This window comes from Aeromonas sp. Y311-2 (genome assembly GCF_027706025.1).
GTDB lineage: Bacteria > Pseudomonadota > Gammaproteobacteria > Enterobacterales > Aeromonadaceae > Aeromonas > Aeromonas veronii.
Genome location: NZ_JAPDCL010000022.1, coordinates 1 through 25,170 on the forward strand (window position 1 = coordinate 1; position 25,170 = coordinate 25,170).

35 protein-coding genes are annotated in these 25,170 nt (G+C 57.0%); 26 read left to right on the forward strand and 9 right to left on the reverse strand.

Going from position 1 to position 25,170, the window contains the following annotated elements; genetic code table 11:
- Nucleotides 1-34: 34 nt before the first annotated feature.
- Together OKC42_RS17675 and OKC42_RS17680 are read right to left on the reverse strand one after the other, a co-directional pair.
- The gene (locus OKC42_RS17675) at nucleotides 35-487 is read right to left on the reverse strand and encodes a lysis system i-spanin subunit Rz (RefSeq protein ID WP_270818343.1); all 453 of its coding nucleotides are present in this window, start codon (nucleotides 485-487) and stop codon (nucleotides 35-37) included.
- The gene (locus OKC42_RS17680) at nucleotides 484-1,272 is read right to left on the reverse strand and encodes a hypothetical protein (protein ID WP_270818342.1); all 789 of its coding nucleotides are present in this window, start codon (nucleotides 1,270-1,272) and stop codon (nucleotides 484-486) included. Before OKC42_RS17680 ends, OKC42_RS17675 begins: the two co-directional genes overlap by 4 nt.
- 270 nt (nucleotides 1,273-1,542) lie before the next feature.
- Between OKC42_RS17680 and OKC42_RS17685 the strand changes: the two genes are divergently transcribed.
- Nucleotides 1,543-2,070 (forward strand): hypothetical protein, encoded by a 528-nt coding sequence (locus OKC42_RS17685; RefSeq protein ID WP_270818340.1) that lies wholly within the window; start codon nucleotides 1,543-1,545, stop codon nucleotides 2,068-2,070.
- On the opposite strand, the gene OKC42_RS22740 is transcribed toward OKC42_RS17685, so the two are convergent.
- Nucleotides 2,067-2,261: a DUF4236 domain-containing protein gene (locus tag OKC42_RS22740; protein ID WP_443111670.1), complete on the reverse strand. Its 195-nt coding sequence runs from the start codon at nucleotides 2,259-2,261 to the stop codon at nucleotides 2,067-2,069. The two genes, OKC42_RS17685 and OKC42_RS22740, sit on opposite strands and share 4 nt — an antisense overlap.
- On the reverse strand, nucleotides 2,258-3,010 hold the full coding sequence (locus tag OKC42_RS17690; protein WP_270818339.1) for a RepB family plasmid replication initiator protein: 753 nt from the start codon (nucleotides 3,008-3,010) through the stop codon (nucleotides 2,258-2,260). Before OKC42_RS17690 ends, OKC42_RS22740 begins: the two co-directional genes overlap by 4 nt.
- A 631-nt stretch (nucleotides 3,011-3,641) precedes the next feature.
- On the opposite strand from OKC42_RS17690, the gene OKC42_RS17695 reads away from it, so the two are divergent.
- Nucleotides 3,642-3,920, forward strand: coding sequence for a HigA family addiction module antitoxin (locus tag OKC42_RS17695; RefSeq protein WP_270820519.1), 279 nt, complete (start codon nucleotides 3,642-3,644; stop codon nucleotides 3,918-3,920).
- Complete coding sequence (locus OKC42_RS17700; protein WP_270820388.1) at nucleotides 3,917-4,294, forward strand: hypothetical protein; 378 nt, start codon at nucleotides 3,917-3,919, stop codon at nucleotides 4,292-4,294. Before OKC42_RS17695 ends, OKC42_RS17700 begins: the two co-directional genes overlap by 4 nt.
- A gap of 45 nt (nucleotides 4,295-4,339) precedes the next feature.
- Here OKC42_RS17700 and OKC42_RS17705 read toward each other — a convergent pair whose 3' ends face one another.
- Entirely contained in the window at nucleotides 4,340-4,741 is a 402-nt protein-coding gene (locus tag OKC42_RS17705) for a hypothetical protein (RefSeq protein WP_139495215.1), read from the reverse strand.
- A gap of 4 nt (nucleotides 4,742-4,745) precedes the next feature.
- The gene (locus OKC42_RS17710; RefSeq protein ID WP_270820390.1) at nucleotides 4,746-11,408 is read right to left on the reverse strand and encodes an SNF2-related protein; all 6,663 of its coding nucleotides are present in this window, start codon (nucleotides 11,406-11,408) and stop codon (nucleotides 4,746-4,748) included.
- Between the two features lie 128 nt (nucleotides 11,409-11,536).
- Between OKC42_RS17710 and OKC42_RS17715 the strand changes: the two genes are divergently transcribed.
- Together OKC42_RS17715 and OKC42_RS17720 are read left to right on the forward strand one after the other, a co-directional pair.
- Nucleotides 11,537-13,207 carry a phage portal protein gene (locus OKC42_RS17715; protein WP_270820392.1) on the forward strand — a complete coding sequence of 557 codons (1,671 nt, stop codon included), beginning with the start codon at nucleotides 11,537-11,539 and terminating at the stop codon, nucleotides 13,205-13,207.
- Nucleotides 13,204-14,205 (forward strand): hypothetical protein, encoded by a 1,002-nt coding sequence (locus OKC42_RS17720; protein ID WP_270820394.1) that lies wholly within the window; start codon nucleotides 13,204-13,206, stop codon nucleotides 14,203-14,205. The genes OKC42_RS17715 and OKC42_RS17720 overlap by 4 nt, the downstream gene beginning before the upstream one ends.
- Nucleotides 14,206-14,241: 36 nt before the next feature.
- Here OKC42_RS17720 and OKC42_RS17725 read toward each other — a convergent pair whose 3' ends face one another.
- From OKC42_RS17725 to OKC42_RS17735, 3 genes are all read right to left on the reverse strand, one after another.
- Complete coding sequence (locus OKC42_RS17725) at nucleotides 14,242-14,448, reverse strand: Rop family plasmid primer RNA-binding protein (RefSeq protein ID WP_270818334.1); 207 nt, start codon at nucleotides 14,446-14,448, stop codon at nucleotides 14,242-14,244.
- A gap of 9 nt (nucleotides 14,449-14,457) precedes the next feature.
- Nucleotides 14,458-15,135: a hypothetical protein gene (locus OKC42_RS17730; RefSeq protein WP_270820396.1), complete on the reverse strand. Its 678-nt coding sequence runs from the start codon at nucleotides 15,133-15,135 to the stop codon at nucleotides 14,458-14,460.
- A gap of 715 nt (nucleotides 15,136-15,850) precedes the next feature.
- A complete protein-coding gene (locus OKC42_RS17735) occupies nucleotides 15,851-16,012 on the reverse strand; it encodes a hypothetical protein (RefSeq protein WP_270820399.1) in 162 nt (53 codons plus the stop codon).
- Between the two features lie 227 nt (nucleotides 16,013-16,239).
- Between OKC42_RS17735 and OKC42_RS17740 the strand changes: the two genes are divergently transcribed.
- The 21 genes from OKC42_RS17740 to OKC42_RS17835 all read left to right on the forward strand — a co-directional run bounded on the left by OKC42_RS17740 (nucleotide 16,240) and on the right by OKC42_RS17835 (nucleotide 25,078).
- On the forward strand, nucleotides 16,240-16,662 hold the full coding sequence (locus OKC42_RS17740) for a hypothetical protein (protein ID WP_270818332.1): 423 nt from the start codon (nucleotides 16,240-16,242) through the stop codon (nucleotides 16,660-16,662).
- Nucleotides 16,663-16,691: 29 nt separating this feature from the next.
- Nucleotides 16,692-16,958, forward strand: coding sequence for a helix-turn-helix domain-containing protein (locus OKC42_RS17745; protein WP_443111671.1), 267 nt, complete (start codon nucleotides 16,692-16,694; stop codon nucleotides 16,956-16,958).
- A 32-nt stretch (nucleotides 16,959-16,990) separates the two neighbouring features.
- Nucleotides 16,991-17,443, forward strand: a complete 453-nt coding sequence (locus OKC42_RS17750; RefSeq protein ID WP_270818328.1) for a hypothetical protein — start codon at nucleotides 16,991-16,993, stop codon at nucleotides 17,441-17,443.
- Between the two features lie 41 nt (nucleotides 17,444-17,484).
- Nucleotides 17,485-17,655 (forward strand): ParE family toxin-like protein, encoded by a 171-nt coding sequence (locus OKC42_RS22745; protein ID WP_443111672.1) that lies wholly within the window; start codon nucleotides 17,485-17,487, stop codon nucleotides 17,653-17,655.
- Nucleotides 17,648-18,028, forward strand: coding sequence for a helix-turn-helix domain-containing protein (locus OKC42_RS17755; RefSeq protein ID WP_270820400.1), 381 nt, complete (start codon nucleotides 17,648-17,650; stop codon nucleotides 18,026-18,028). The genes OKC42_RS22745 and OKC42_RS17755 overlap by 8 nt, the downstream gene beginning before the upstream one ends.
- Entirely contained in the window at nucleotides 18,025-18,363 is a 339-nt protein-coding gene (locus OKC42_RS17760) for a DUF4406 domain-containing protein (RefSeq protein ID WP_270820401.1), read from the forward strand. The genes OKC42_RS17755 and OKC42_RS17760 overlap by 4 nt, the downstream gene beginning before the upstream one ends.
- Entirely contained in the window at nucleotides 18,347-18,544 is a 198-nt protein-coding gene (locus tag OKC42_RS17765) for a hypothetical protein (RefSeq protein ID WP_139495226.1), read from the forward strand. Before OKC42_RS17760 ends, OKC42_RS17765 begins: the two co-directional genes overlap by 17 nt.
- Nucleotides 18,541-18,966: a hypothetical protein gene (locus OKC42_RS17770; protein ID WP_270820404.1), complete on the forward strand. Its 426-nt coding sequence runs from the start codon at nucleotides 18,541-18,543 to the stop codon at nucleotides 18,964-18,966. Before OKC42_RS17765 ends, OKC42_RS17770 begins: the two co-directional genes overlap by 4 nt.
- 45 nt (nucleotides 18,967-19,011) lie before the next feature.
- On the forward strand, nucleotides 19,012-19,926 hold the full coding sequence (locus OKC42_RS17775; protein ID WP_270820405.1) for a hypothetical protein: 915 nt from the start codon (nucleotides 19,012-19,014) through the stop codon (nucleotides 19,924-19,926).
- Nucleotides 19,923-20,681 (forward strand): hypothetical protein, encoded by a 759-nt coding sequence (locus OKC42_RS17780; RefSeq protein ID WP_270820407.1) that lies wholly within the window; start codon nucleotides 19,923-19,925, stop codon nucleotides 20,679-20,681. Before OKC42_RS17775 ends, OKC42_RS17780 begins: the two co-directional genes overlap by 4 nt.
- Complete coding sequence (locus OKC42_RS17785) at nucleotides 20,678-21,148, forward strand: hypothetical protein (RefSeq protein ID WP_270820410.1); 471 nt, start codon at nucleotides 20,678-20,680, stop codon at nucleotides 21,146-21,148. The genes OKC42_RS17780 and OKC42_RS17785 overlap by 4 nt, the downstream gene beginning before the upstream one ends.
- Nucleotides 21,149-21,157: 9 nt before the next feature.
- The gene (locus OKC42_RS17790; RefSeq protein WP_270818320.1) at nucleotides 21,158-21,418 is read left to right on the forward strand and encodes a hypothetical protein; all 261 of its coding nucleotides are present in this window, start codon (nucleotides 21,158-21,160) and stop codon (nucleotides 21,416-21,418) included.
- Nucleotides 21,419-21,452: 34 nt separating this feature from the next.
- Nucleotides 21,453-21,845 carry a hypothetical protein gene (locus tag OKC42_RS17795; RefSeq protein WP_270820413.1) on the forward strand — a complete coding sequence of 131 codons (393 nt, stop codon included), beginning with the start codon at nucleotides 21,453-21,455 and terminating at the stop codon, nucleotides 21,843-21,845.
- A 489-nt stretch (nucleotides 21,846-22,334) separates the two neighbouring features.
- Nucleotides 22,335-22,652 carry a hypothetical protein gene (locus OKC42_RS17800; RefSeq protein ID WP_270820415.1) on the forward strand — a complete coding sequence of 106 codons (318 nt, stop codon included), beginning with the start codon at nucleotides 22,335-22,337 and terminating at the stop codon, nucleotides 22,650-22,652.
- Nucleotides 22,652-22,846, forward strand: coding sequence for a hypothetical protein (locus OKC42_RS17805; RefSeq protein ID WP_270820417.1), 195 nt, complete (start codon nucleotides 22,652-22,654; stop codon nucleotides 22,844-22,846). Before OKC42_RS17800 ends, OKC42_RS17805 begins: the two co-directional genes overlap by 1 nt.
- A gap of 2 nt (nucleotides 22,847-22,848) precedes the next feature.
- Entirely contained in the window at nucleotides 22,849-23,022 is a 174-nt protein-coding gene (locus OKC42_RS17810; protein ID WP_270820419.1) for a hypothetical protein, read from the forward strand.
- Nucleotides 23,023-23,090: 68 nt separating this feature from the next.
- Nucleotides 23,091-23,726, forward strand: coding sequence for a hypothetical protein (locus tag OKC42_RS17815; protein WP_270820421.1), 636 nt, complete (start codon nucleotides 23,091-23,093; stop codon nucleotides 23,724-23,726).
- A gap of 360 nt (nucleotides 23,727-24,086) precedes the next feature.
- A complete protein-coding gene (locus tag OKC42_RS17820; RefSeq protein WP_270820423.1) occupies nucleotides 24,087-24,269 on the forward strand; it encodes a hypothetical protein in 183 nt (60 codons plus the stop codon).
- 10 nt (nucleotides 24,270-24,279) lie between these two features.
- A complete protein-coding gene (locus OKC42_RS17825) occupies nucleotides 24,280-24,450 on the forward strand; it encodes a hypothetical protein (protein ID WP_270820424.1) in 171 nt (56 codons plus the stop codon).
- 12 nt (nucleotides 24,451-24,462) lie between these two features.
- A complete protein-coding gene (locus OKC42_RS17830) occupies nucleotides 24,463-24,717 on the forward strand; it encodes a hypothetical protein (RefSeq protein WP_270820426.1) in 255 nt (84 codons plus the stop codon).
- A gap of 4 nt (nucleotides 24,718-24,721) precedes the next feature.
- Nucleotides 24,722-25,078, forward strand: coding sequence for a hypothetical protein (locus OKC42_RS17835; protein ID WP_270820427.1), 357 nt, complete (start codon nucleotides 24,722-24,724; stop codon nucleotides 25,076-25,078).
- Nucleotides 25,079-25,170: the final 92 nt, after the last annotated feature.

The following is a 25,170-nucleotide window of genomic DNA, read 5'->3' on the forward strand; positions in this document are numbered from 1 at the left end:
GTAACAAAAAGCCCCGGCACTGCCGGGGCTTTTCTCATTTCGCGCCCTGGTAAACCTTTAGGGCGTCTTGGCAGGCAAGGAGCCTGGTTGCTGTGGCTCTGCAGTCACCGGCGTACCGAATAAGAAATCCTGCATCCTCTCCACGAAGTCCGTGGGGGGTGGTTGCATTATCGAGGCCGGTACCGGCGCTGGCTTCACCGGCGCGGGGGCAGGTAAAGCGCTCGAGCACGAGCACAGAGCCAGACTCAGCAAGGTGAGCAAGGCGCTCCGTTTCATTTTTCCCATCAACTTGTTCCTTCTGGTGATTGGCGTCAATTTTCGCCATGCCGGACACCTGGCGCTGCTCCTCTTGCCTCGCCTGTTCGCTGCCGTCCATGTTGTGGGAGAGCCAGCGCTCCCCCCAAACTCGATCTGCATAGTCATACCCGATGGCAAGGCCAGCGATGAACACGATCAGCAGCACGATACCTGTGTTTGCAGGGCTCATTCCCAACCTCCCGATTCAATCTTGGTTTGGCGGTACTTCTGCCACGCGATAACCACGGCGCAACCAACGGCAAAGCTGCCCAGGGCGAGCCGGATCATGCTTCCGCTGGTCAGGTCATCCCGCGCACCTTCTACAGCCGTCACTACAGATGGCAATGCGTTTGCTAGGGCATCAACACCCGCACCAGCGGCGTCAGTGATTGCGGGGAGTACGTCAGATAGCTGGTCAGCACCAAAGATGGCGGCGCCTACTGGGATGGTTGCCTTGCTGGCAACGTCTTTAACGGATGGCTTTTTGCGAACTACGCCCGCTCGCCGCAGGCCTTCATCGATCTCGGCATCGCTGTACCAGCCGTTGGCGTTTTTGTAGAAGGGGCCGCGGCCGTTTTCGTGGCGAATGATCCCTTCTACCAGAGGGCGAAGGTGGTCGTAGTTGTGAACATCGATCACCTCATCAGAAGGGCCTACGCCATCGAGCAGGGCCGCCACGCTGGCAGAGTAGGATGTGGTGTCATTTTCATTGGGCGGAGCCCAGCGCTCGATGAACTCTCGCACGCTATCAATGCGGCTCCCGTCTTTGGCTCGGCGCTTATCCTGGTAGGTGATCAGAACACACGCCAGCGCGCGGATACCGTAGGTGGCAGAGATGAACTGGCAAAAGCGATCGTCTGTTCGGTCGCTCTCTGGCCGAAGCCCTTGCCATGGCGAGCCCCACTCCAAGTTTCCCGGGTTGTTATTCCGGTACCCTCGGGTTTTGCTTGGGCCCTTGCTTTTTTGCTTGGACATTTTTCCCTCCAAATGAAAAAAGGCGCTGTCGAAACAGCGCCTTTTACCTCACTCCCCGGCCGCGCCATTTGTTAAAAATGATACTTGCCGGTTTAACCCCGCAAACATCCTAACAACTGCGAAACGCCGATAAAAAGTGATTTCGAGGAATGGCCCGAAGGTGGCCGCATTTTGTGATTTGGGGTGGCCTGATTGGGGTCTCAATGTAAGTGTTTGTTCGGATGAGGATTTGTTACACTCGGGAAAGACTCACCTCCCCAGGAGAAAAATATGAAACTCTTCCCTGCCTTACTGATCCTCGGTCTTGTTCCTGCAGCTGCGATGGCAGCTCCCGTTGATGGATACAAGGGGGTGAAGTTTGGGACGCCGGTTGCGAACGTTCTGAAATCGGCCCCTTGCACGCTTAATCACCTCCCCATGTTCACCCCGGGTCTTGAGGTGTTCGAGTGCGAGGATCTGACCGTTGGCCCGCATACCCTCAGTGCAACCTGGATGTTTGTGAATGGCCGGTTCGGGCGGGTGGCTATCGACCTGCCGTGGGGGGAGTTGCTGTCCTTTAGCCAGACGCTCAAGGACAAGTATGGGGTAACCAATGGCTCGACAGAGGCGGAGTTTGCAGCGGTAGAGCAGCAGCCCAGCAAGGAGGCCTATCTCGCCTTTGCTGATTCGTCTGTCTACATCACAATGAGCTCAAACGAGAGATCCCAGACCTCCGCCAGCCTGACGTACACAGACCTGAATTTCGATAAGATGCTGGAAGGTGCGCAGGCGCCGCGCAGTATTGACCAGGATATTTAAGGGCGCTTGCCCCTGATCCGCTTGCGGTAAGAAAGCCCGGTACCTCGGGCGCTTGCACTGAAACTGGCCCCCTTGGGGCCGGTTGTGTATGAGAATGGCCCCAGCTTTACGCTGACTGACCAGCCGCTCTTGGATAGGTTCAGCCATAGGAACGGCAATAGGCGAATGCGCCGCCGGTATTGAATGCTCACGCGGTCACTCCCTTGTTGGCTGGTTTGCGAGAAAAGCTGAATAGGATGGATGTAACCTTGCGGCCGGTCTTGTTCTCGACATACGCCACAGATAGCGGGGTCTTGGCGTTGATCTCCGACACGGCTACGTCCAAGAACTTCTGCTTGAAGTTGGCGTACCTGGAGTATGACGCTGGCAGCTGATAGCGCTCTATGAACCATTCAACCTTCTGGCAGAAGGTCTTGGTGTTCTCAAACTGGATGAGGTTTTCATACAGTCGCATTGCATGGGGGTTTCGGAGATCTGTTACATCCAGCAGTTGTAACTTGGTGAAGTCACGACTCAGGCCCAGCAGGAACTTACTCAGTTTGGGGTTCAGCTCGATCGTGTGTTCGCCTCGGCGCGGTTTCTTCCCTCGGCCGATAACGATGTTTTTGGCGCTGTAAGCCTTCTCTCCATCCTCCCCATCTTCGTCTGGGTGATAGAAGATCACTTCCCTTGCTCTCAGCTTCTCCATTGCATTGCTGATGTCATAAGAGGCGTTGCCGGAGTCCAGCTCAAAAAGCTGTGCGTACTCGGCATTGGTGATTGTGATCTCGTCTGGGATTGTCTCTTCGGCCCCGTTCAGTTGGCTCAGGCAAAGCCAGAGAATGCGCTTCTCGTCACGGCTCATTGTGTAGGCCGCGCTTAGTAGGGCGTTGCTTTGCCAAGCAACCCGCTGCGGAGTCTTTTTCATTTGATGGCAACCAGTAGTTAGCTTGGTTGCCATTCTTTTTCTTTGCTGGCCAAGAGTCAAGCCGCCTGGTTCGGTAGTGGCATCGGGCTCTCATTTATCCACACAGACCAGCCCCATAGATCTTTTTAAAGATCTTCTCTTTTAGAGATCTCTTTTAAAGATCTTTTAGGCATCCTGCAGCCCAAGTGCGGCGCGGCCTGCGGCGATGTTTGGGCAACTAATCGAGGTGAATGGGCAACTAATCGAGGTGAGTGGGCAACTATTCGAGGTGAACTTTATCCCCATAGGCAACTAATTGAGGTATCGGGCTGCTGGCGGGGAGGCTATGTGGATAAGTGCGGTCTGGAGCGGCCTTTTGGGTGGAAAGCGGCTCACATAGGCCACAAGAAAGGCAACTTTTTGAGGTGCTGTGACGAGGCCAGCCCTCCGAACCGGCAAGGATGGGCGCTTGCGGCCGCTGCTTTCGAGCCTGAAAGGCAACTTTTCAAGGTGTCTTGCTGCCCACTGATTTTGACCACAGGAATCGGGCCCATTAGGGGAGGTGGTAAAGGCAACTATTCGAGGTGATGGTGAGTTGGGTGCTCCGAACAAATCCACTCTTGAAAAGTGTATCGCATGGAGATACACTTTCTATATCAAAGGTAAGAGGTTTATGAGAGTGACGATGCACAACCCACCACATCCAGGCGAACTTCTTGGGAAAGAAATTGGACTGAAAATTGCCGAGGCGGCTAGGCGGTTAGGTGTTTCGCGCGTATCCCTATCTAGGGTTGTTAATTGCCGCGCATCTCTTACTTCTGAGTTAGCCTATCGCCTCGAGTTGGCGGGGTGTGGAATGGCGAGCTCATGGCTCGCAATGCAGAATGATTATGATTTGGCCGTCATTAGGAAGGGGCCACAGCCCGCCGTGAAGGCTCTACACAATGAGGAAGAAATAAAATGACCGGTTCTCGTCATCTGGAATTAATCAGGATTGCTTTGCGCCCATTAGAAAAGTGGGGCTGCACTCCAATACAGCAGCAAAACATTCTGCAGGTTCCTCTAGCTGAACTTGAAAAATATCGCGGAGAGGAGGCTGTTGAAGCCTATCTTGATGAGGATCAACTCCTTCGAGTTACGATTGTTTTGAATATTCATTTTGCTCTGGTGTCCGCGTTTCGTGACCAAGAGAGGACGTTCAGCTTCATGGGGAAGGAAAATCACAGCGCCGAATTTGATGGCAAGACCCCACTATCACTTATTGAAAGCGGGGACTTTGAAAATCTAGTAAGCGTAATGACTTACACAGCTGATCTGCGGGGAAAGTTGACTGCTTAGATGGAAAAAGGGAGGGATGCCTCCCTCCCTTTTTGTCCCTATCTATTAGTGCTCCATGTCACTGTCATAGAGGTTGTATTCGTAGGTCTCGCCATCATCCAGGTCAAGCCAGTGCTCACTGCAGCGCAGATAGCCCTGCTCAATCATCCGTTGCTGGTAAGCCCAAGCGGCGCATACCGTCAGAGCGGGTGACTCCAGCGTGTAGCGTTCGGCGGTACCCATCTCCAAGCTGCCGGTACCCACTTCATGGCCGTGCTCAATCAGCATGGCTTTCAGTGGCCACCACCAGGGGCCATAACTCCGGTACTGCTTGGGGTCTTTGCGCAGCAGGTCGGAGAGGTTGGTCATGTAGAGGGCCACAAAGGCCCCCTCGTCTCGTTCGCTGGTGGCTTCTGCCAATAGCGGAGCCAGCTCGTCAGCGCTGGGGATTACAGTCAGCTCCATCATGTGGTTAGCCTCCCAAAATGTTGATCAGGTTGTCGATCGGCGTGCTTGCTGGCACGAACCACCAAGCGTCCGGGCACTCCTCGGATGCGTCAACGGCAAACTTCGCCCCGTACAAAGACTTGAGCGTATCCTTAACGGCAAACAGGCGCCCAGACTTGCCTTGCGGGTCGTGCAGAGCGATAGACCCTGGCGACATATCAGCCTTGCGGTACCGGTTAATCTTGACTGATGCAGGCATGGAGATCACCCGGATAGTGACGCCGGAGACGATCTTGTCATCGGTATTGGCCGCGCTGGTGGCCGCTTCCGCCTTCTCCAGCTCCTCCGGCGATGGCTTCTCTGGCTCAGGTACCGGCATCGCAGCCTTCTCGGCTTCCATCCTGGCTCGTTCTCGCGCCTCAATCCAAGCATTCAGGGGGCAGTCATAGCGTCCCAGCTTTCTCTGGCCGTCCTGTAGGAGTGCGCTCAGCGTTGATTGCTTGGTTACGCTGCCGAGCTCTACCGCACCGATCGCGGCAAGGTCGGTTACAGCGGCGGCGAGGTCGAACCGGCCATCCTCGAGCACATACGGGCAACCTTCTGGCGCTTGCTTCTTGTCGATGATCTCGAAGGCATAGAATCCGGTCGCTGCCGTTTTGTGGTCACGCAGCCACACCAAGCGCGCCGCCCGCTTGTCGTCAGTGAGGTTGGCTTTGGCCCACACAATGCGAGCCCCCAGCCTGACGGCTTCCCTGGCATCTTGGATCTCTCGCTCTTTGGCAATCTCGTTGGAGATGGCCTCTCGAACTGTATCCACCGCCTTGGAGAAGGCAGTCCGGTTGTCCCATTCGCTCGGGATCTCTTTGCTGGCGAAGTTGTCCCAGGTGTAGGCCAGTCGGGTTTTGACTCCGGCCTTGATTTGTTGCCATTCCTCAATGATCTCTGGCAGCGCTTCAAACTTGGCCCGGGTATCCGCCGCCCACTGGTTGATAACCCCAGCTGGCGCGTTCTTGCCGTATCCCTCCTCAATGGCCAGCTTGTAGCTGTCACCGAAGATGGCCTTGATATGTGCATTGGCCTGGCCGTACTCCCGCATACGGGAGCGATCTTCCAGTAGCCACTTGGCCAGCCGCGCTTTCTCGGTGTCGCTGGGGTTGGGGTAGATAACCCGATCCGCATCTTGGGGGAGCTTGAGCTGGTAAAACGCGGTTTCGGCAAAGCTATCCCCATCCCTGACCAGCAGACCGGCGCTTTGGCCAAGGTCGATCCGTTTAGCGCGCATGTGCTGGACGAATTGAGCCTCAGTCATCAAGTCGGCTACCTGCCCAATCATCACGGTTTGCATCAAGCGCTGCAGCAGCTTGATCTCATCTGTGGTGTGGGAGCATTCCTCTCGAGCGAAATTCAGGCTGTAAGTCTCGACCGTGCCAATCTTGCTGCTGGCGAACTTCTCAGCCGTGTAAAGCAGCTTGCCGGAGAATGTCTTGGTGTCGAACTGCAGGGAGACGACTTCCACCAGGGTGCCGGTGATCAGGGTGTAGAACCGGCCCTTGCGGATCATGGTCTTGCCGTCAGTCATAAACTCGGCGCCATGATCCAGAACGTCCCGGCTGACTTGAATTGAGCCGGTATCAATGGCTCGCTCCACCTCACCGCGGAGGCGCTTAATGGTGTCGTTGGCCTTTGTCAGGCGTGCTTTGCGGCGCTCGGCGCCATCGAGCCTGGCAGACTTCACCTTGTACTCAGATGTGAGCTTGGCCAGCTCTTTGCGGGCTTCCTTGGCATTCTCCTGGTAAAAGCGCTTCATGGAGTAGGAGCTGGTGGCCGCCTCTTCGCTGTTGCGCTCGGCGCGTTCGCGGGTCTTTTCGATGCTGGCTGCCAAGGTTGGTACTTCCTGCCGCAACTCGGCCAGCTCTGCATCCAGAGCGCCAACGTCCGTTGCTGCATCGTGCTGTGCCTTGAGGTAGTTGTGCAAGTCGATGTTGGCTCGCTTGCGCGCAGCCGCCTCTACGCGCTCCTTGGCCTTTCGTTGGGCCTCCTCGATGCGGCGCTGGCGCTCCTCGGGATCGGGGGCGAGCAACATCCCCATATCTGCAGAGTCGCTGGCGTCCTCATTGCGCGCCCGCTCGGCGCCGCCCACGGTCAGGATCTCATCCTGCCAAGTGGCCTTGCGCTTGAGCGTTTCCAGGCGCCATTCATCAAAGCTGCCTTTGCCCAGGTAGTACCACACCCGCACCTTGCTTTGTTTGGCCCCGACTCGGGCGCCGCGGCCGTTGCGCTGCTTAATGCTGGCGGGAGTCCATGGGAGCGTCAGGTGGTGAATATCCGTAGTGCCGTGGTGGAGGTTGACCCCGACCTCTGCTTTCTTGTTGCAGATCAGGAGCCGGAATCGCCCCTCGTTGTAAGCGGCGGCAATCGGCTCTACATCCTTGAGCTTCTTCCCGTCAGCCCCCTTCATATCTGACTTACCATCAACGGTGTCAGCATTGATAATGCCGATCTGTTGCGGGGTAATGTCCAGGTGGTGGGCCAGCAGGCGGCGCAGCTTGTTGTGCTGCCTCTTGTCCTCGACAAAGATCAGCTGCTTGCCGCCCGCCTCGTAACTGGCCTTCACGTTCGCAACAAGGCGAGCGTACTTCGGCGTCATGGGGTGGCTAACATCGGTGTCCTTGATGCCGAACTTGGCCAGTCGCTTGACGACCTCCGCCTCGTAGGCGTCAGAAACAACCAGGCGCAGGGTATTACCCTCATGGGTGATTTGTGCGGAGGCGGTATAGGTCAGAGTGACAGAGCCGCTGCCATCGGCGTAATCGTCAGTGTCGTCTGTGGTTGTCGCTGTGGCGGCTACCCGGCGGGTCACCTTTTCAGGGAGATCGTTCACCAAATCCCTGAGTGCGGTTGCATGTTCGGCCGGTACCAGGAAGGTCATGGTCTTGTCATACAGATCCATGTCGGTACAAACCCGATCCATGTCGGCAATGATGGCGAACACGGCATCTTTCGGCTCGTCTTTGTCCTGTTCGCCGTTGCTCAGGCGCTCCGCTCGCTGGCGCAGCTCCTCATAGATCTGCTGCTGGCGCTCTGACATATCAACGGCGACATTCTCCTCCTCAAGGTCAGGGATTGTGACCGTTTTGGATACGTCCTTTGCCGTCTTGAAATTGACATAGCGATGGAAGAGGCTTCGCAGGCCGGAGAGGTTGCGGAAGCCAATCAGGCCTTGGCGGCTCTCTACTTCGCCGGAGAGCTTTTGCACCATTACGTTATCGGTCTCACCAAACACTTTGATGAAGTCGTTAACGTCAGCGATCCCGTACTTGCCCCACTCCTCAGGCGTGATGATATGGCTCAGCATGTTGAACACATCGACCGGGCTGTTTACGGTCGGGGTGGCGGTCAGCATGTAGCACCCGCGGCCCTCATACTTGCGCTGCAGCCATGCCATCTTCATCTGCATGTCCATAGCGGTTTGTGCAGACTTCGGCTTTGGCAGGTGGGCCAGCTGGGAGGCTTGGCGCCCCACTTCATAGGTGTTCCGGTAGTTGTGACCCTCATCGACAATTACGGAGTCAAAGCCGCAATCCTCGAAGTAGGGGAGATTCATGGCCTTCTTCGTGCCGGTGTCGCTGTGCTTCTCCTTGAACTTCTCTTTCTTCTTGGCCTCGCGGTAATTCTTCGCTTCACCCTCGATCAGGCCGGAGCGCAGGCCTGCCGCCATCATGGTGTCAACGTGGTCGATCACCGTTTCCGCTCGCAGCGGCAGGGTGGCGAATCGCTCCTTGCTGATCAATACCGTGCCTTTGGCGGTGTGCGGGATCATGTTGATGCGGGTGATCACCTCATCGCCGCTCAGGGTGCGCAGCTTGTCCCGGGTTAGGGGTTGGCCGTGCTTGTTGAGCTTGATCTCGCCCTCGTCATCGAGCACCGGCGTTTGCTCTACATCGCCGTCCTTGTTGCGAACCGGCTCGATACCCACAAACAGCATGTTCTGGTCAACGTAGGCGCGGCCATAGGTGGCAACCGCTTCGTGGTACCAGTTTTCCTCTACAGCTTTGGGGACAACAACGGCCGAGCGCTTGGAGCGGCCATTTTGCTTGTTGTAGGCATCCAGCAGGAGGGCGGTGGTTGTTTTGCCAAGGCCGGTACCGAAACCCAAGATCCCGCGCCCGTCCTCTGATAACCGGCGAACGGCTTGGTTCTGGTAATCGAACGGGGTGAGCTCTGCGTTGAGGCCGGTCAGCTCGAGCGGCGCGTCTGAGTGCTCGGGAGGCACATAGCCGTTGAATGTGTCGTTGTAGAGCTTAACCAGGTTGTCGCAGTCGTCATGCTGGCGCAACCAGGTACCGAATTGCTCCTCGAGCGACTTGATGCGGCTCATGTGGACGGCGGCGCCCTCGAGACCCGCGCCTCTTACTGGCAGATCATTGAGGTAGTGCTCGAGCTGGCGCTCAAATTGCTCGTTGCTGCGGCCCTTGAGCTTGCCGCCCTGACCATCGCTGTCATACCCGTACCAGGTGCCATCCTCGCCGTCATAGCTCTCGTCCAGCTCCATCTCGCCATCTACGGTAATCACCTTCCCATAGCGCAGGCCTGCATAGCCCTGGGAGCGCAGGAACTCAGACACATAGCGGCGTGGCAGCCAGCGCCCCAGCATGGTCATGTCGATAGCGTCTACGCCGGTATGAGGGCGCTTCCTGTCGATCTCTGCCAGCTGGCGCTGGTAGTTGTCGATAATGGCCTGGTCGGTGCCGGAGACCATTGCCAGCAGCAGCCGATCAGACTTCTTGGCTACATCGCCGCTGGTGGCCCTGTCCATCGGTGCCAGCATTCCATCCGGCGTGATGGCTACCCCGTCAACTTTGGCCAGCGCCTCGAGCGTCATAGGGACGCTGCCGTTGTAGTGCTCAGCGAAGTCGTCCAGATCAACCGGATTAAGGCCCAGCTGGCCGAAGAGGAAGGAAACTACCTGATAGGCATCCTCATCGTCATAAGCCCGCACGTTGCCCCGGTCGGCCTTGCCCTGCAGCAGGTCGGAGAGCTCGCCGGTGGGGTCGGTGGCGGCATAGAAGGCCTGCCAAGCGCCCGCGGCATTGCCGGTCTTGAGGGTGGCCAGCGTCTTATCAGCTGCGGCCACTCCGAATCGGGCGATCTCGTTGCTGATCAGGCTGCGGATCTGTGCCGCCTCTTCAACTGGGAATTTGCCGGTTTCGGTAAACACTGCCGCCATGGTGCGGATACGGTCACCGATCAGGGTGCCGCGAATGATCCGTTCCCGGTGCTTCGGGTCGGCCATCTTGGCCAGCTTGATTGCTTCGTGGACTCGCTGATCCAAGAATCGGGGATAATCCCGCTCTACCGCCATGATCTGGGGGAGGGTGAGCTCGAGCACAGCTTGAGGGTTGTCTGATAGGACGCTGCGGAGTTGGGATACCGATGCGGCGCCATAGGTTTCCTGGCTGATTTCATCGCCATCGCCGCCAGCTGGCTTGATGAGCTCCCATTCCCCAGCGGTCAGGCGGTGCCAGCGGCCGTTGATTTGACGCTCATCGCCTTCTGCATAGGTTGGGCTGGATGGCTCGGCCAGTTCGAGAGCGGCCCAATCAATGCGGCTGTCAAAGCGCTGTGCCAGTCGTTCCTTGATCCCCTGGTTGGTCAGGTTGCCTTTCTCCACGACCATTCTGGCGAACCGGCCGGTACCTGTGGTGGTCTGCTCGCCCATGATGAAGCGGCGACCCTCTGCTGACTCAAACCACTTGCCTTTGATCCAGGTATCCCAGAGCACGTTGGCGGCTTTCAGGTCGCTGCTCTTGCGGGAGTTGATCAGCTCGGCCATGTCGGCTGGGTGCTTACGCAGCAGGAGAATATCGGTAACGGTGTCGGTACCGTTGGCATCAAACGTGCCGGAGGGGAGGCGGTGAGCGCCCAGAAACTCTGCTTTGAGAGAAATGGCATGTCGCCACTTAGACCATGACGCTCTCGAGATGATGCGGGGAGGGACAACAACGCTGATCAAGGCGCCTGGCTTCACCTTGTCGATCATCCTGGTGATGAAATACTGATCCACGTATTTGATGTGGGAATACTCGGGATCGTGTGCCCCATTCATGCCTCGCGTATCACCGAACGGCACGTTGCCTACCGCACCATCCCAGGTGTTGTCCTCTGTCTCGCTGGCCAGCTGCTCAAAGGCGGCATGGCGAACGTGATCTTCTGGGTGCAACAGCTGGTTAATCTGGCTACTGGTGGCGTCCAGTTCGGAGGCGGTCATAATGGCCCCGGCTGGCTTGGTGCCGTTGAATACGCCAATACCGGCTGACGGCTCCAGATAATTACCCGGGCCAGCGCCCTGAGCTGCCATCATGTCCCAGACGCCTTCGGCTACATACTGGGGGGTGTAATACTCATCAATGGAGCCGCCAATCCCGCCTTTGCCGGAGTATTTGCGAAGGGCGTCTTTATCGGCCTCAGTGATGGAGCTCGGGTCTGCAGTGACGCGAGCAAGGACTTCAAGCGCGGCTTGGTTGGCAGCCAGTCTGGCCTTGCCAATATCTACGCCGTGAGTTTTGGTCAAACCGAATTCGACCGGGGCTGCGGGCAGGAGCGCCTTATCCAGGCTGGCCAGAATGCTGGCCACTGACCCCGCCGCAACAACGTCTGCGATTGCAGATGCGACTTTCGTGCGCTGCATGATTAATCTCCGTGGGTAAACAGCGCTTGAAATGGTAACATCCTAACAAGTCGGGCGCGCCCCGATTTCGTGACTCCCCGGTTAAGCGGCCTCCCCCAGCCGCACGCGCCCCTAGACGCGAATAGACCATGGCCAAAAAAGAAAAGGGACTGGTGGCGGTGATCGCCCAGGCGTTCGCTGGCTACAACCCCGATGACCAGAACAATGCGGGCATTCCGCTGCAAAGCGGGCCCGGGGCATCCTCCAGCTGGCACAACTCAGCGCCAGAAGCGGAAGAGGGCAGAGATCCGACTACCGATTCTGATTGGGTAGGCGATAAGGTCATGCCAGAAGATCGCTACCTGAAATATGACGTTCTGCAGGGCATGATTACCGATCCGCTGCTGTCTGGCGGTATAGACCTGCATATCTGTCATGCCCTGAGCGCTGACAACCGAACCGGCAACATAGTGACCATTGAGGCCACCGACCCGAGCATGGCCGAGTTGGCGGCCGAGCTGAATGCGGCGCTTGGCCCGCTCATCAATGAAGGCGCCCCCAGTTGGTGCAAGCAGATGGCGGTTTTTGGGGCTCACTACGTCCGCCCGTATGCCCGAGAGGGTGTCGGCATCGTTGATATTGAATCGTCCTGGTACACGATGGCGCGGCAGATCCGCGAATACGTCCGGGGCGGTAAGGTGGCTGGGTACACCTCCGAATACCTCAAGAAGCGCGGGACAGGCGGCGCAATCCAGCTGGCGGAGCCGTGGTCGCTGGTGGCCCTCAAGATCCCGTACTGGCAGCCAAACATAAACCGAGAGCCGCTGAACAATACCGGCACCCAGTACAGCCTCTACGATGACAACCACCGGCGGGTACCCATCGAGACGCAAGACTATGGTACCTCGATGCTCGAGCACTGCTATCCGGCATGGTGCGACCTCAAAGACTCCCTGGTGTCACTCAAGGGCTCCCGTTACAACGCCTCCCGAATCGACCGCTTTGTCGCTCTGGGGATGGAAAACCTCGACCCAGTGCAGGCGGCGCAATACCTGAATCTGGTGGGTACCCAGATGCGCAAAGATCTGGAGACGGCCGAGCGCAAGAGCCGCCAGAAAGGCCTGCTGCCAACGGTCTGGAACCGCATTGTTCCGGCCCTGGCTGGTGGCAAGGGCGGCGTGACAATCGACACTCAGACCACCAGCCCAGATATAGCCCATATCGAAGATGTGATGTTTCACCTAAAGCGCATGTCAGCAGGCCTTGGGCTGGATGTGTCAATGCTTGGTTGGGGGGATCTCATGTCTGGCGGGCTGGGGGATGGCGGGTTCTTCCGCACCAGCATTCACGCCGCCATTCGAGCTAACTGGCTGCGCATCGGCTTGCGTCACTCCATCCACCGGATGATCGACATTCACATGGCCAACAAGTACGGCAAGGTGTTCCCTGCCGGGCAGGCCCGCCCGATTGAGGTGAAATTCCACTCGCTCAATACCGCGATCGCCCAGGAAGAGGCAGAAGAGCGCGAATCCCGCGCCAACTTCGCCATGACGCTGGCCACCCTGCTCGACACCATCGAGAACGGCCGCTTGGCTGGCTCCGACACCTTCAAGAATCTGGCGCTTACCGACCTGGCAGGCATCGACAAAGATGTGGCCAAGGCGGTCATTCACGAACTGGCAAAGAGCGCCAGTGAGGCCGCGGATAGTGACGAGTTCATGGAGTCCGTTGGTTATCGGGGAGACAGGGCCGGATTCGATGCTTGGCTCAGTCAGAAAATCAACTCAGAAATCATCAGCTTTGTAGGAGGTGCGTCTTGATTATCGTTGAAGATAGTTTCGACCTGAAAAATGAAGGGCGCGCGGGTGGTAACCGGCGCCGTTATATCATCCATGCCGTAAAGGCCATGTTCCAAAGCCCGGTTACTCAGGAGGCTCTGAAACTGGGGGAGGCCTACGGTTATTTCGGTCACACGATCCGAGAGATGACCGGCAAGATGCGCCCGCGGGAGATGGAGGTGGTCACCATTGACGGCAAGCCGGTACAAATCCAGGTTGTACCGTCAAACCGCACGCTGGCTGTGGATGTAGACGAGAATGGCATCGTCAATCACAAGCAGGAGATCCTTGATACTCCCCCTGGCCGAATCGTTCAGGCAATGTGGAATGACAAGGTAGGCGGCTGGAGTTGGGCCACCAGCGGCTCCAATGATCCGGCGTTCGGCGCCCGCCCGCGCTCGTTCTTCGGCTTTGACTATGTGAAGCAGCCCAACTTTGTCCCGCTGGACAGGCAGCAGGCCATGATGGAGTCGGCCAGCGGCGAGCGGGTTATCGAGCTGTTGGTATCATCCGGCGTCAGCAATGGCGATGCGGTACCGCTGTTTGAAGGGTGGGCCGGTCTGTCAGAGAGCTATGCCGCCACTCGGGATGTGGACATGGACATTATGATGATGGAGGGGCTGCTCATCGAGGAGCGCAACCGTAGTCTGGTTCTGTCTCGAGATCTCGACCTGGCTAAGCAGGAGCGAGAAGAGCTGGGTAAGCGCCGTGAGCAGGCGCTCATGGAGGCTCTTGATACCGCCCCAATGGTATTCACCAAGGATCAGCGTGAAGCGTTCCTGCGCCTTTCTACCCCTGAGGATGCAAAGGTCGTGAAGATGATGCTGGAATCGCTGGCCAACATGGATGTGGAGAGCTTGCCGATCCGCCATCGCGCCGCGCCGGTGGAGATCACGCCGACCCCGACTAAGGGTGAGCGCTCCGGCATTCCGCTGGGGGCTGTGATCTTCCAGAAGCAATTGCCGGCATGGCCAAAGTAACGAGCTGAATCCAAGGCCGCCGATTGGCGGCCTTTTTCATGCCGCCTCTTCCTGTTTGCCCAATATGGCCTGCAGGTCGGCCAGCAGATCATCAGCCTGTTCGTGCATGGCCTGAACCTTGTCGGCCACCTCATCCAGTGCCGGGTTATTCATGGCGTCCACCTTCTCAAGTAGGCGGATCAACTCAGCCTTCAAGAATCGGGATTGGTTGATAATGGCCTGTTCCGGCGTTTTCTTTGCCATGGGGGCTCCTTACTGCTGGCAGAGGGCTAACTGGGAGTTGAGCGATTCGATAAGGGCGGTGTCGCCGCGGGCTGTGGCCATCTTCAAGAGGGCCATCAAGCCGCTGACGCTGGTTGTTGCCGATGCGGAGGCGCGCTGCGCTGCATAGAGCTCCTGTCGCGCCACACTTGCGGCCTGCTGTGGCTGCCGGTCAGGGTGGGCGGCCAGCATGGCGGCGAGCTTGTCAGCCAGCTCGTTATTCCCCTGCAGCTTGGCAACGTCCAGCTCCATCTCAATGCTGCGGGCGCTGCGCTGGTAGCCAAGTTTAGATTTCAGCTTGGCGGCAATGATGGCGGTGGCGTCTTTCACGCTCTTGAAGGCTGTGGTCTTGTGACGGTTGGCAAATTCGACTGCTTTGGTAATGAGCTTGCGGAGGTACTTGGAGAGCTTGCTGGCGCTGGCGCGCTGCTTGTCGGCGTGTTCGGCCAGTGGTTCAGGGTGTATGACATACCGATCGAAGTATTCACCCTCTACCCGGAACTTGGTCAGCACTCCCCAGCGAACCAGTTGGGCGATCACCAGTCTGACATTCCGGCGGTCTTGGTACTCGCAGAGTTGGCGAATACGCTCCTTGCCCGGATGTGCAATCCATAGGTTGTTAGTCTGCGGAGATTTGGCGCTGGCGTGGCCTGCAATGGCAAGTAACACTCGGCGTTGAGCGGAGTCATGTGGCCAAGCGTTGATGATGAGGTTTACAAGGTCAAAATGGTGCTGTTGGTTCATGGTTTTACAAAACCTAAAAGCTCGCCTTTTAGCCTTGAAATGGCGGATCTGCCCCTGTATTCTTACTCATAGAGTTGGTGTCCGTTTAGGGCTACAACTCCGGTTATCAGGTAGACATTGATCTCTTTCAAGAGCTCAGGTTGAGCGGATTTAATGGAATCCATCTGATAGTTGACGGACGGTGTTGCTTTCACCTTCTGTGGTCAAGTAGCTGGTAACTGCTTGACCTACGTTTTTTACTCTACCCGATCGTCTTGTGATCATGCAACGTGATCACTTGATGATCGGGTAAAAAAATATTAAGCCGCCTTCGGGCGGTATTTTTTTATCTGCAGCCCGCCAATCCTCAGTTCCCCATAACGATTCTATCGAGAGCGCAAAGCGCAAGCGAAGCGTGCGCGTTTGATCTCTGATCTATCTGCTTCAATGTTTTTGTTTAATGGATCGGAAGCCTAGAGGCCTGATTTGCCAAGGCTTTCAGGCTGTCCATTCTGCTGCTCTGGGTGGTCTCTCCTGGTGGTGCTGGTGGGCCTGCTGGGTGAGGGGGAGGATCGGAAGAGATGGCGGGGGGATCGGAGGCTGCTGGTCTGCGGGCACAAAAAAGGCGCCGTGATGGCGCCTCTTATAATCGACCCTGCGATCAGTTGAACGGGCAGTTTTCCACAAACCGCCGGGTGGCTTCTCGTAGCCATCTGTTCCGCTGATCAGGGTGAATTGAGAGGGTGCTAATGACGTTCTCTACATTCTTGAGGTCGTCAAATGAGTTAATGCTATTCATCAGCTCTGCGATGCTTTGTTTCATGGTTGTACCTTTGCTTCTTGATTGACGGGACGCCCCCGACGAGTCCAATCATGCCCCAAACGAGCCGTTAAATCATCCTAACAAATCTACCTATGTGTCGTTATTGTGATCTTGGTCAAGTTTGATGCCAAATCAGGGCAAAAGACCTCAAATGGAGTTGTTAGGATATTTACAGGAGCCCTGATTAGGGTTAAAGTCTTGCCCCGTCTGGATACGAAGGGGGTTTTATGGATGGCGAGTACAGCAGCGTAAAGGAGGTTCTTCGGCTTCAACTGCTGGCGGCCCGTCACGCTGACTCTCCATCGGTACTCGATGGCCTTGAGCTGGTGGAGCCCGCCGTTGAGGAGGAACCAGCCGAAGCTACCCCAGAGAGCGGCGCCGATTTGCGCTGCACCTTCTGCGAGGAGGGTCTGGTTAAAGGCCTTTTCGGCAAGGACTACGAATGTGCGGTGTGTCATGGAACGGGTTTCGACCTATCCAAGCCGGTCGCCGTCATCAAGTACCTGCTGGGAGGTGGTCGCAAGCTGCGAAAGCACTACAACGACCTGCGGCGAGAGTGCCGCGAATTTAGGGATATGTGGTCTCCAGAGGAGATTAAGGCAAGGCAGGAAGCCATTTTTTGCGAAAAACACAGCTCACGCTTTGATTAACCCCGTTTAGGAGAAAAGTAATGTCGAACATCGAAAACAGTGAAAAGGCCATGGGTAAGCGCATTCAGCAGGTGCGCCAGTGTTTGGGCCTGTCCCGTCCGAAGTTCGCAGAGCTGATCGATGTGCCGCCGACCACCCTGAAAAACTACGAGCTGGGTTATCGCGGTACCAGTGGTCACATGCTCGGCCAGCTGGCTGCCCAGCCTAAAACCGCCTCTTACGTTTTGTGGGTGATCTCCGGCGAGACCGGTTCACCTCAGTCGGTGCCGACCGCTGATCTGAATCCGTCATTCTGACCAGTCGCCAAATCAAGGAGCCCGTTTTAACCATGAATCAGTCAATCACCTTGAAGCCGTCTCAGATCGAGAATGAGGCGCTGGCGTCTGCCGTTCGCGCCCAGTTCGATGATGAGTTCGAGGCCTGCCGCCTTGCCCTGTCTACCGCCGCAACTGCCTATTGCGAGGCTGCCATCCCTGCGGAGGTACGCATGGCCCATGAAGTCGTGCATCCCTACCTCCACCGCTCGGTTACTGCTCGCTTCACTGATGGTGGAGAGCCGGTTTGTCTGTCCGATGGCTGCGGCGTTTTCTACCCCGTTCACCAGATCCCGTTGGGTGAGCCGATGGTGATGCCGCGTGATCGCCTGATCGCCATAGACAGGGAAATCAAAGAGTCGCTGCCGCTGGTCTCTGCGATAGCGGCAATGGGAGAGCTGCTGGCCCAGGTGATGGACACCTATCGCAAACTGGCTACGCAATCTGCGTGCGGGGTGGCGAGATGATCTCTTTTGTGACAGTTGGCCGCGTACCGGAGCGCGTGGTTATGCAGGCGAAAGAGATCTTGGAAAGTGGTCGAGTTCGCCCAAAGAAAATGGTCTGTCGTGGTGGAAAGGCCTTTTCTCTGCCGGTCGGCCGTAAGTGGAGACTTTGGATGCCTGTCGCTGGTGGCGAGTATCAGCTTATGTCTCACGAGAGGTACAACCGCCTTGCATAACCAACTGAGTGTGAATTTGAAAACCCCCGGCGCCCGTCTGCGGTATGTCAGAAGGACGGTTCTCGGCCTGTCGAGAGTAGACGCCTGGGACATGACAGGGGTTCCAGAAAAAACCCTGCGGAATTACGAAATCGACAAGAACCGGATGCCGCTGATGGCCATCGTCAAGATCTGTGAGTGCATCCCGTTCGCCCCTTACATGCACTGGATCATGTTGGGTTCTGTGAATACGGTCACCCAAGTAGACCCGATCACCGGCGAGCACAGCCAGGCGGCGGCCGAAGCGGCCATGAAGGCTCTTGAGCAGCTTGATGATCGCTCTATGGATTCGGTTGTCGCCACGATGCGCTCGTTAGTGCCGGGTGGCCGATGAAGCGGGTTTTTATTGTCGTCCCCTTTAACCAGCTGGTGGATACACAGATCCCTCGGTACCTGGTGAGGGAGTTGCTGTTGAAGCGAGAGGGTGTGTTGGTTTTAAACCCCTCGGTGCTGCCGCTGGGACTGACCAGCGAGGAGTACGCAAAGATTTGTATGGCGCTGCTATCCATCGCACAGGAAGTTCATTTTCTCCCAGGGTGGGAAAGCGATCGGGTATCGCGCGCCCTGCACGCCATGGCCCAGACCGGCGAGCAGGTTATCCATCTGGACGGGCTTGTTTCCGTGTCAGCGCACCATGTTGAAAGAGGTTGTTATGAGCAAGAGAGTTGATCCCCAGTCCGTCCCACAGCGCACTCTGGTGTCCCTGTATGTTGATGTTGCCCTGGTAAAGCAGGCCGAAGCGGCTGCCCGCCAGCGCGATAAGGAGTTCAGCGCCAAGATGCTCGCCAAGCAGCCACCTGGAATGGTTCAGCGTGTTCGCCAGTTCCTTGGTCTTGGAGGGAAGCAGTGAGCATTGAGACCGCAAGTGTTCTGGCCGCCGTTCGGGCCATGGCTGAGCAGGCTCGCAAGAAGATAAAAGGGGGGTTCGCCTCCCTTAACGACCGGCGAGAGCTGGTGGCCGAGCTGGGGCGTGGGTATGCCGAGCTGGTGATCCTGCTCAAGGCGGCCGGACTAGAGCCGCCCCGCTGCCTCCACAACTGGCGAGAGGCAACGTATCGGGAGATGCGCCGCAAGAACCCTGATGCGGAGCCGCTGCTGAAAGAGGTGTCGATACTCGATGACCTACGGCGCCAAGCCCGAGACCTGTCGGTGACCCCAGCAACCTCTCGAGGTGCCCCGCTCAATGAGCGAGACAAGGAAGGAATGTACTGGTCGGCAGAGATGAGAAGCCTTATGCGCCCCCCGTCACGCCTCGTCCAATCAAGTAATTAATCCCCCGGGCTGGTTCGCCAGCCCGCCAAATCAAGAAGCCCCGATATGACTATGACTAAACGAGTTGATGGCTTGTCCGCCATTCTGGAACGCCTGCAGCTGTCACTGAACACTCAAAGCAATCGCTGCACTGCCGACCCGTTCTTTTGCGTGTTCTCAAAGCGCGAAATTGTGGTAGATGCCGAGTTCGACCACGACAAGATCGTGTGGTGGAACACGGAAGAACACATTGATGCGTGCGAACGGACAACTCGGTGGCTTGATTACCGCGAGGAAACTTACCGCTCAACCGGCGACTGGGTGAAGGTTGCGATCAAGGAGGTAGACGAGTTTGTGACTGCCTGCTTCACAGAGCAGGGCTGTAAGGACTTCCTCGAGATCCAAGGCCACAACCTGCGCAAGCCTTTCATCTACGTCACTGGCCTGTTCCGCAACCGAGAGATGATTGCCCTGCGTGATGCACTGATGGTTGGCCAGCTGGCAGAGAAAAGCGACCGGTCAAACCGTGCCATTGCTGACCTGGTAAACAACCTGCGTGATACCGCCATCAAGTACCAGGGCTCCCAGCAATTGCGCACCCAGCTGGCAAACATCATTGTCCCCGTCCTGAAAGGGGTGGAGCTGCACCGAACCGACCTCGTTCGCTACTGCCATGAGTGCGGCCATGTCGGAGAAGTTAACGATAAGCACCTTGATTGCTGCCCCTCTGGCCAAGGTAGCTATGTGCGCAGGGCTGTAGCCGAGCAAGCGCGCCTTAGCTTGAGCAAGCCCGAACAGTCAAAGAATGCTTGTCAGTTGCCCTCCGAGGAGTGGAGTGATGACGCCGATCCCGAGATCACCAAGGCGGCCTATCTGGAATTGCAGGCACGGCAGGATCAGTTGCAGACCGAGCTGGCACAAGCCCGAGCGGCCTTGCGGAAAGCAGAGCTGGCACTCGAGAAGGCGGGGGTTAAGGCATGAAGTATGCGATGTGCCGCGAGCGCCTGGAGCACGCCAATACCCTGATCAAGTTGATTGCCAGCCGTGGCCGCCGGTTCTTTTACAACAAGGGGGCCGACCGCACCGCTGAGATGTGGATCGACCTGAACGGCCGGATTTGGTTCATGGACGATTACACCGGCCAGCCAATTTACACGCTGTACCGCGGCCGCTGGCGGGGGTTTAGCCATGGCGGCACGCTCCGAGATCTGGTGATCCGTCTGCACGACTACATTGCCCATGGCCACCTGCTGTCAATCGAGATCATCTGCCCGACCCGCAACAACCCAGAGGACGGCAATATCTGGGGGTACCCCAAGGAGGAGGCGGAATTGCTGCGGCAAGAGTGCGAGGGGCTGCCCCTGTTCTGCACCTACGAACCGGGCATGAATAGGGAAAGGGTGAGGGATACCCTGACGGCAGCCGGGATCACAGTGGATAGCGTCACCGTGCGCCAGCTACGCGAGTTACATGAATGCCTCCGGCTGCTGCTGCCCCAGTTCACCAACTGCTACGAGGGGACTATGCGGATCAATGGCTATCGCAGCGACCCGGCATTTTTGACCATGCGCACGTTCAGCTGGAAGTCCCGAGAGGCGGTCAGTTTTAACGGTCGGGATCAGTTTATCGGCATCGCCGGATGGGCTGACGACAGGAACGTTGTCCCGCTGCTGGTGGCCCTGCTGCACTGGGCCTCCCTGATTGAATACCGCCGCGCCAAAGGGGGTAAGGGATGAGCCATACCGAGCACCTGCTCGCATTGCTCAAGGAGGCGGCCGAGGTGGCCCCTCCTGAGTTGAAGGAGCGCATCGAGGCGGCCATTGGTGAGAGCGCACCAGGCATGTTCTACCTGCAGGACGCCCGCGGGTATTCAGGGAATTGCATTTCGTGGTGGCGGGCAGGGGGTGGCTATACAACCAGCCTTGCCGAGGCCGAGTTGTTCACCAGGGAGCGGGCCTGTTACCACAACCAGGACAGGGAGACAGACATTCCATGGCCTGCTGAGTATGTGAGGGCGCGCGCTGACATGACCGTGGACATGCAGCGAGTGACTATCAGTGAGGCTCTGGAGGGTACCGGCATCAAGCTGCACAAGCCTGACCGGCCGATCCGCCAGCCCAACAAGTGCTTTACCTGCGGCAAGTTCTACGGCGCCCGCCATTACTACGACTGCCCGCACTGCGGCGCCAGCAACGCACCATAAGGGGGATGTGTGACAGATAAAGTGGTGGCCCGAATCACCAAAGAGGTGGAGGTGGATGTGTGTGTCTATCTATCCGAACTGGAAACCTCTGATTTGGAGGCCGAGTTAAAGCGGCGGAATCTGGGCCCAATGCTGACCCCTATTGGAGCCGAATTTGACCATGATCAGTTTCTCGAGAGCCTTTATCAAGCCGTGGTTTTCGATGACCGGGCTCGCCAAGATCAGCTGGTTCGAGAGCTGCTGCGGGAAGTTGGTAACAAGACGGTTTGATGGGTCGCTGGTGGCCCACTTTTGAGGATTTCACATGGATATTTTAGACCGCCAAACGCTTGCCGCTGCAGTGCTGGGGCTGACCGATGATCGGGTCGAGGCGATCATGAATGGCGATGAGGATTTTGATACCCCGCTGATGGAACGGTTTGGTGTGGATCTGGATACCTTCGGTGGCATTGCCGAGGCGCTGATCCTGCTGACTGCGCCGGTTAGTTGTGATCAGGACGGCAATCAGATTCACGCATTTGTTCGCAATGAGGGGACTTTCCTGAGGGCGCTGGCCACCGAGAAGGGGGCAAACGTGAGTTGGGCTCACCCGCCAGCCGGAAATGACCATTCTCCCGAGGTCGGCAATATGGTCAGCGCGTTGGGCCCACACGCCAGAAATGAGCGAAAGCCGGGGGAGGTAGGTCGGCATGGATGATGAGAAAAAGCGCCTCCATGCCCAGCTGGTCAAATTGGGCGACATGATGGGAGATGGCTTGCACTTAGAGCCGGATGGGAAGTGGATTAGCAGGGATTACAAGAAGATCCTCCGCGCCCTGGGGATTTCAGCTCCGAGAAGAAACAACGGCGGCGCCATCAACCAGGCGATGGCCGAGGCATTAAAAACGGCTCGCTGCACTTGTGGGGCTGAGTTGAAGCAGTCCCGCTCTGGATCGATGCGGGCTGACTGTACCAGGTGTGAAAACAGGTACCAGTTTAAGCGAGGCCGGAAGGCCTCAGGAGGCTGAGATGTATAAGCCAAAGTGCCAGCACCTAATAGGCCACCAGTGCGGCAAGCTCGATGCCAAGTGCCTCGAGTTGCGCTGGTTCGGCGGCTGTAAGGTCTGCCCGTTCAAAGGGATGGAGAAGCCGCCGGTTCGGCCTCAGGTACCGAACCCAATATCACGCCCAGATAAGGAGAAATGAAGTGAGCGCATTCAAATTCAAACCGGCAACCGACCTTGAGCTTTACGAGCTGCTGGTGGCTGCATACCCGGACAAGTTCAGCGAGGACGGCCCAGACATTTGGGACGATGTGATGGAGTTTGCCGAGGAGCTGGTGAGTAGTGGTGAAGTTGAGGTTCTGAGTGAGCTTCTGGGGCGTATCGTGATGCTGGCCAGCCCTATGCAGGGGATGATTGCCGGTGAGAGTCGGCATAGCTTGGGCAAGGTCACCATTCAGGGCAACCAGGTACTAATGACTTCGGCCATCTCCCGCCCGGTGGCCATGCCAGAGAGCAAGTGATGACCCCATACGAACGGGATGTGACGACCCTAACTCGGACACAGGCCCTTATCTGGCTCAAGAAGAACGACCCGGAGTATGACTGGCTGGGTCAGGGGTTATCGAGGGAGGAGTTGGTTGCCGTCATTCGTGACAACCTTCACACCTTCGGGGAAACGAATCAGGCGCCCGGGCTGCGGGCTGTAGAGGTGTAGTTGTGAGCAAAAAAGAAGTTCGAGTTAAGTATCTTGCCGGTATCTATGCCGCCCTCGATGAGACGGAAATGGGTGCTGACGGGAAGTGCGTATACCCCAAAGAAAAGATCAAGCAGGTGTTGGAGACGGTTAAGCACTTGCTGGCAGAGGATGGCGTAAAGCCGCTCGATAGTTAGATAAAAAACGAGAGATGGCCTGAGTGGGTCATCTCGCAATTTTCTCAAGATGCAGAGGTAATTGGGTAATGGGCGTTGCAGAAAACATCAGTCACAGCAGCTTTCCAAAGCAAGGCAGTCTTTTAGGAAAGTCGGTCAACGTGTGCTTCCACTACAAAACAAGTCACACCATCCGTGGGGTTTGTGTTCGGGATGATGTGGAGGCGCCATTTGAAAGCATTTTCCGTCTTGATGATGGCCGGAGTGTTCGGTCTGTAGAGTGCCAATTCAGCATTGCTGAGCCGAACGAGCAGCCAGAGAAAAAAGCAGAGCGAGCTGATGAGTATTGCTACTCATGGAATGGAGAGGGCTTCAAAAGCGATACCTTTTACAGCGTCAAGGATGCCCTGGCGGCTGCCGCTGCAGATAACGAAGAAGATAATGCCCACGTTCACATTGGCAAGGTGGATCGCCCCAGCAATAGCCAGTTTTTCCCTGATGCTGGCGATGTAATTGAGCACATGGAAAACCAAGCTAGCGACTACGGCGGAGAGTATGCGGAATACTACCCAGATGTGTCTGAGGAGGCCAAGGCTGAGCTTGGTGATCAACTGGCTGCGCTCCTCGATGCGTGGTGTGAGAGGCACGATGTTTCCCCGAATTTCTACCAGGTTGTCGGCGTAAAGGAGTATCCCGTCTCGTCATCTCCAAGCCAGGAAGGGTGATCAGCAATGCCGTGTTACACGCTTCACGACAAGAACGGCAAGGCAGTTGGCCATCTCTGTGGAGAGCTTGGCCCGCACTGCGCTTGCTGTGGAGGGGTATCTGGGTACCTGTGTGATTTCCCAGTGGGGGAGGATAAGACCTGTGATCGGCCGCTCTGCAATGTTCACGCTGCAGAGGTTGCGCCAGAGCTTCATTACTGCCCTGGTCACCTGCAGGAGTGGCAGGCCTTCATGGAGTCGGGAGGCGTCAAGAAGCAGCTGATTAGCGTTGTTCCGTTCGCCCGGGGGCACTGGGTCAATGCGCCAAAGGGGCAAGGGGAAGGGTAAGACACCATGCAGCGATCTGGAGGGGAGACGGCGATGGAGAATGGCAAGCTGGGGTTTACCAGGGAGCAGATCGAACTGTTCAGAGAATGGTTTGATGCCGTTCAAGACCTCAATCCGGCCTACCTCAAGAAAGGCGATTACGCCCTCGGCAAGGAGCTGTACGAGCGCCTTGGCCTAAGGGTTCCAAATAGCATATCGACCAACGTTGGAAGTTGAGGGAAAAATCATGCGCGAAATCAAGGTGTCCTTTACCACTTCCGTCCCTGACGATGCAACGGATGAACAGGTTCAGGAGTGGCTGGAATTTGAACTGAACGCAAGTGGGGGTATGTCAGGAGAAAACCCGCTGAGTTCAAACCCTATCGAAGCCGACTCATTCAGTGTTGAGTTCGAGTAAGAGGAAAAAATCATGTGCAACTGCCAGACAATGGCGCGCGACCTATCCGAAACGCTAGGCGGGCGTTTTCCGCCTAGCACCCACGCGCCGAAGTGTGAGGACTTCAAGCAACTGGAGTTCACCTGCATCAAGTTCGATAACGCCAGCTTTATCGTGCCGGTGGATGAGCGTGATGGCGTGATCGAGAACATTGACGGGCCGCACCATGTTGAAACCGTGATGCTCACTCAAGACCAGTTCGACAATCTGCCGGAGTGGGAGGGGTGAGCCGATGGCTGACAACAAGGAGTTTGCCGAGCAGATCGTCGCCGCTTTAGTGCAGCTCGGGACGGATGATGCTCTGAGCTGCATGGGGAGGGTGATGTGCTGGGTTGCAGCAGACCACGGCCATCCCCTCCAGTTTGATTGTGATCTCGGGGTGGTGGTCATCGAACCCCAGCCGTTGCTGCTGGATAAGGTCGAGCAGGTACTCAAGAACAAGCAGCGCGAGCATAGCTACATGCTGAAAAGGGCGGGGGAGCTGCAAGAGAGAATTGCCAAGCTGACCAGCGAACTGACAGAGCTGGGGTATCCCCCTCCTCCCGGTAGCTTTGCGGCCACCTTGATGAGTGTTAAGGGGGAGTCGTGAGCACTGCGGTAGAGGCCTGCATAGCCCACTTTGTCGCCTTCCATGGCGATTGCTGCGCCTCTTGCAGTTGGTGGCATTACATCAACTCCGCC

What these genes read in the sequence shown, in the direction of transcription:
- OKC42_RS17675 (WP_270818343.1), bottom strand. Translation starts at nt 487, where the DNA reads ATGAGCCCTGCAAACACAGGTATCGTGCTGCTGATCGTGTTCATCGCT.
- OKC42_RS17680 (WP_270818342.1), bottom strand. Translation starts at nt 1,272, where the DNA reads ATGTCCAAGCAAAAAAGCAAGGGCCCAAGCAAAACCCGAGGGTACCGG.
- OKC42_RS17685 (WP_270818340.1), top strand. Translation starts at nt 1,543, where the DNA reads ATGAAACTCTTCCCTGCCTTACTGATCCTCGGTCTTGTTCCTGCAGCT.
- OKC42_RS17690 (WP_270818339.1), bottom strand. Translation starts at nt 3,010, where the DNA reads ATGGCAACCAAGCTAACTACTGGTTGCCATCAAATGAAAAAGACTCCG.
- OKC42_RS17695 (WP_270820519.1), top strand. Translation starts at nt 3,642, where the DNA reads ATGCACAACCCACCACATCCAGGCGAACTTCTTGGGAAAGAAATTGGA.
- OKC42_RS17700 (WP_270820388.1), top strand. Translation starts at nt 3,917, where the DNA reads ATGACCGGTTCTCGTCATCTGGAATTAATCAGGATTGCTTTGCGCCCA.
- OKC42_RS17705 (WP_139495215.1), bottom strand. Translation starts at nt 4,741, where the DNA reads ATGATGGAGCTGACTGTAATCCCCAGCGCTGACGAGCTGGCTCCGCTA.
- OKC42_RS17710 (WP_270820390.1), bottom strand. Translation starts at nt 11,408, where the DNA reads ATGCAGCGCACGAAAGTCGCATCTGCAATCGCAGACGTTGTTGCGGCG.
- OKC42_RS17715 (WP_270820392.1), top strand. Translation starts at nt 11,537, where the DNA reads ATGGCCAAAAAAGAAAAGGGACTGGTGGCGGTGATCGCCCAGGCGTTC.
- OKC42_RS17725 (WP_270818334.1), bottom strand. Translation starts at nt 14,448, where the DNA reads ATGGCAAAGAAAACGCCGGAACAGGCCATTATCAACCAATCCCGATTC.
- OKC42_RS17735 (WP_270820399.1), bottom strand. Translation starts at nt 16,012, where the DNA reads ATGAAACAAAGCATCGCAGAGCTGATGAATAGCATTAACTCATTTGAC.
- OKC42_RS17740 (WP_270818332.1), top strand. Translation starts at nt 16,240, where the DNA reads ATGGATGGCGAGTACAGCAGCGTAAAGGAGGTTCTTCGGCTTCAACTG.
- OKC42_RS17750 (WP_270818328.1), top strand. Translation starts at nt 16,991, where the DNA reads ATGAATCAGTCAATCACCTTGAAGCCGTCTCAGATCGAGAATGAGGCG.
- OKC42_RS22745 (WP_443111672.1), top strand. Translation starts at nt 17,485, where the DNA reads ATGCAGGCGAAAGAGATCTTGGAAAGTGGTCGAGTTCGCCCAAAGAAA.
- OKC42_RS17760 (WP_270820401.1), top strand. Translation starts at nt 18,025, where the DNA reads ATGAAGCGGGTTTTTATTGTCGTCCCCTTTAACCAGCTGGTGGATACA.
- OKC42_RS17765 (WP_139495226.1), top strand. Translation starts at nt 18,347, where the DNA reads ATGAGCAAGAGAGTTGATCCCCAGTCCGTCCCACAGCGCACTCTGGTG.
- OKC42_RS17775 (WP_270820405.1), top strand. Translation starts at nt 19,012, where the DNA reads ATGACTATGACTAAACGAGTTGATGGCTTGTCCGCCATTCTGGAACGC.
- OKC42_RS17780 (WP_270820407.1), top strand. Translation starts at nt 19,923, where the DNA reads ATGAAGTATGCGATGTGCCGCGAGCGCCTGGAGCACGCCAATACCCTG.
- OKC42_RS17785 (WP_270820410.1), top strand. Translation starts at nt 20,678, where the DNA reads ATGAGCCATACCGAGCACCTGCTCGCATTGCTCAAGGAGGCGGCCGAG.
- OKC42_RS17795 (WP_270820413.1), top strand. Translation starts at nt 21,453, where the DNA reads ATGGATATTTTAGACCGCCAAACGCTTGCCGCTGCAGTGCTGGGGCTG.
- OKC42_RS17805 (WP_270820417.1), top strand. Translation starts at nt 22,652, where the DNA reads ATGACCCCATACGAACGGGATGTGACGACCCTAACTCGGACACAGGCC.
- OKC42_RS17815 (WP_270820421.1), top strand. Translation starts at nt 23,091, where the DNA reads ATGGGCGTTGCAGAAAACATCAGTCACAGCAGCTTTCCAAAGCAAGGC.
- OKC42_RS17820 (WP_270820423.1), top strand. Translation starts at nt 24,087, where the DNA reads ATGGAGAATGGCAAGCTGGGGTTTACCAGGGAGCAGATCGAACTGTTC.
- OKC42_RS17825 (WP_270820424.1), top strand. Translation starts at nt 24,280, where the DNA reads ATGCGCGAAATCAAGGTGTCCTTTACCACTTCCGTCCCTGACGATGCA.
- OKC42_RS17830 (WP_270820426.1), top strand. Translation starts at nt 24,463, where the DNA reads ATGTGCAACTGCCAGACAATGGCGCGCGACCTATCCGAAACGCTAGGC.
- OKC42_RS17835 (WP_270820427.1), top strand. Translation starts at nt 24,722, where the DNA reads ATGGCTGACAACAAGGAGTTTGCCGAGCAGATCGTCGCCGCTTTAGTG.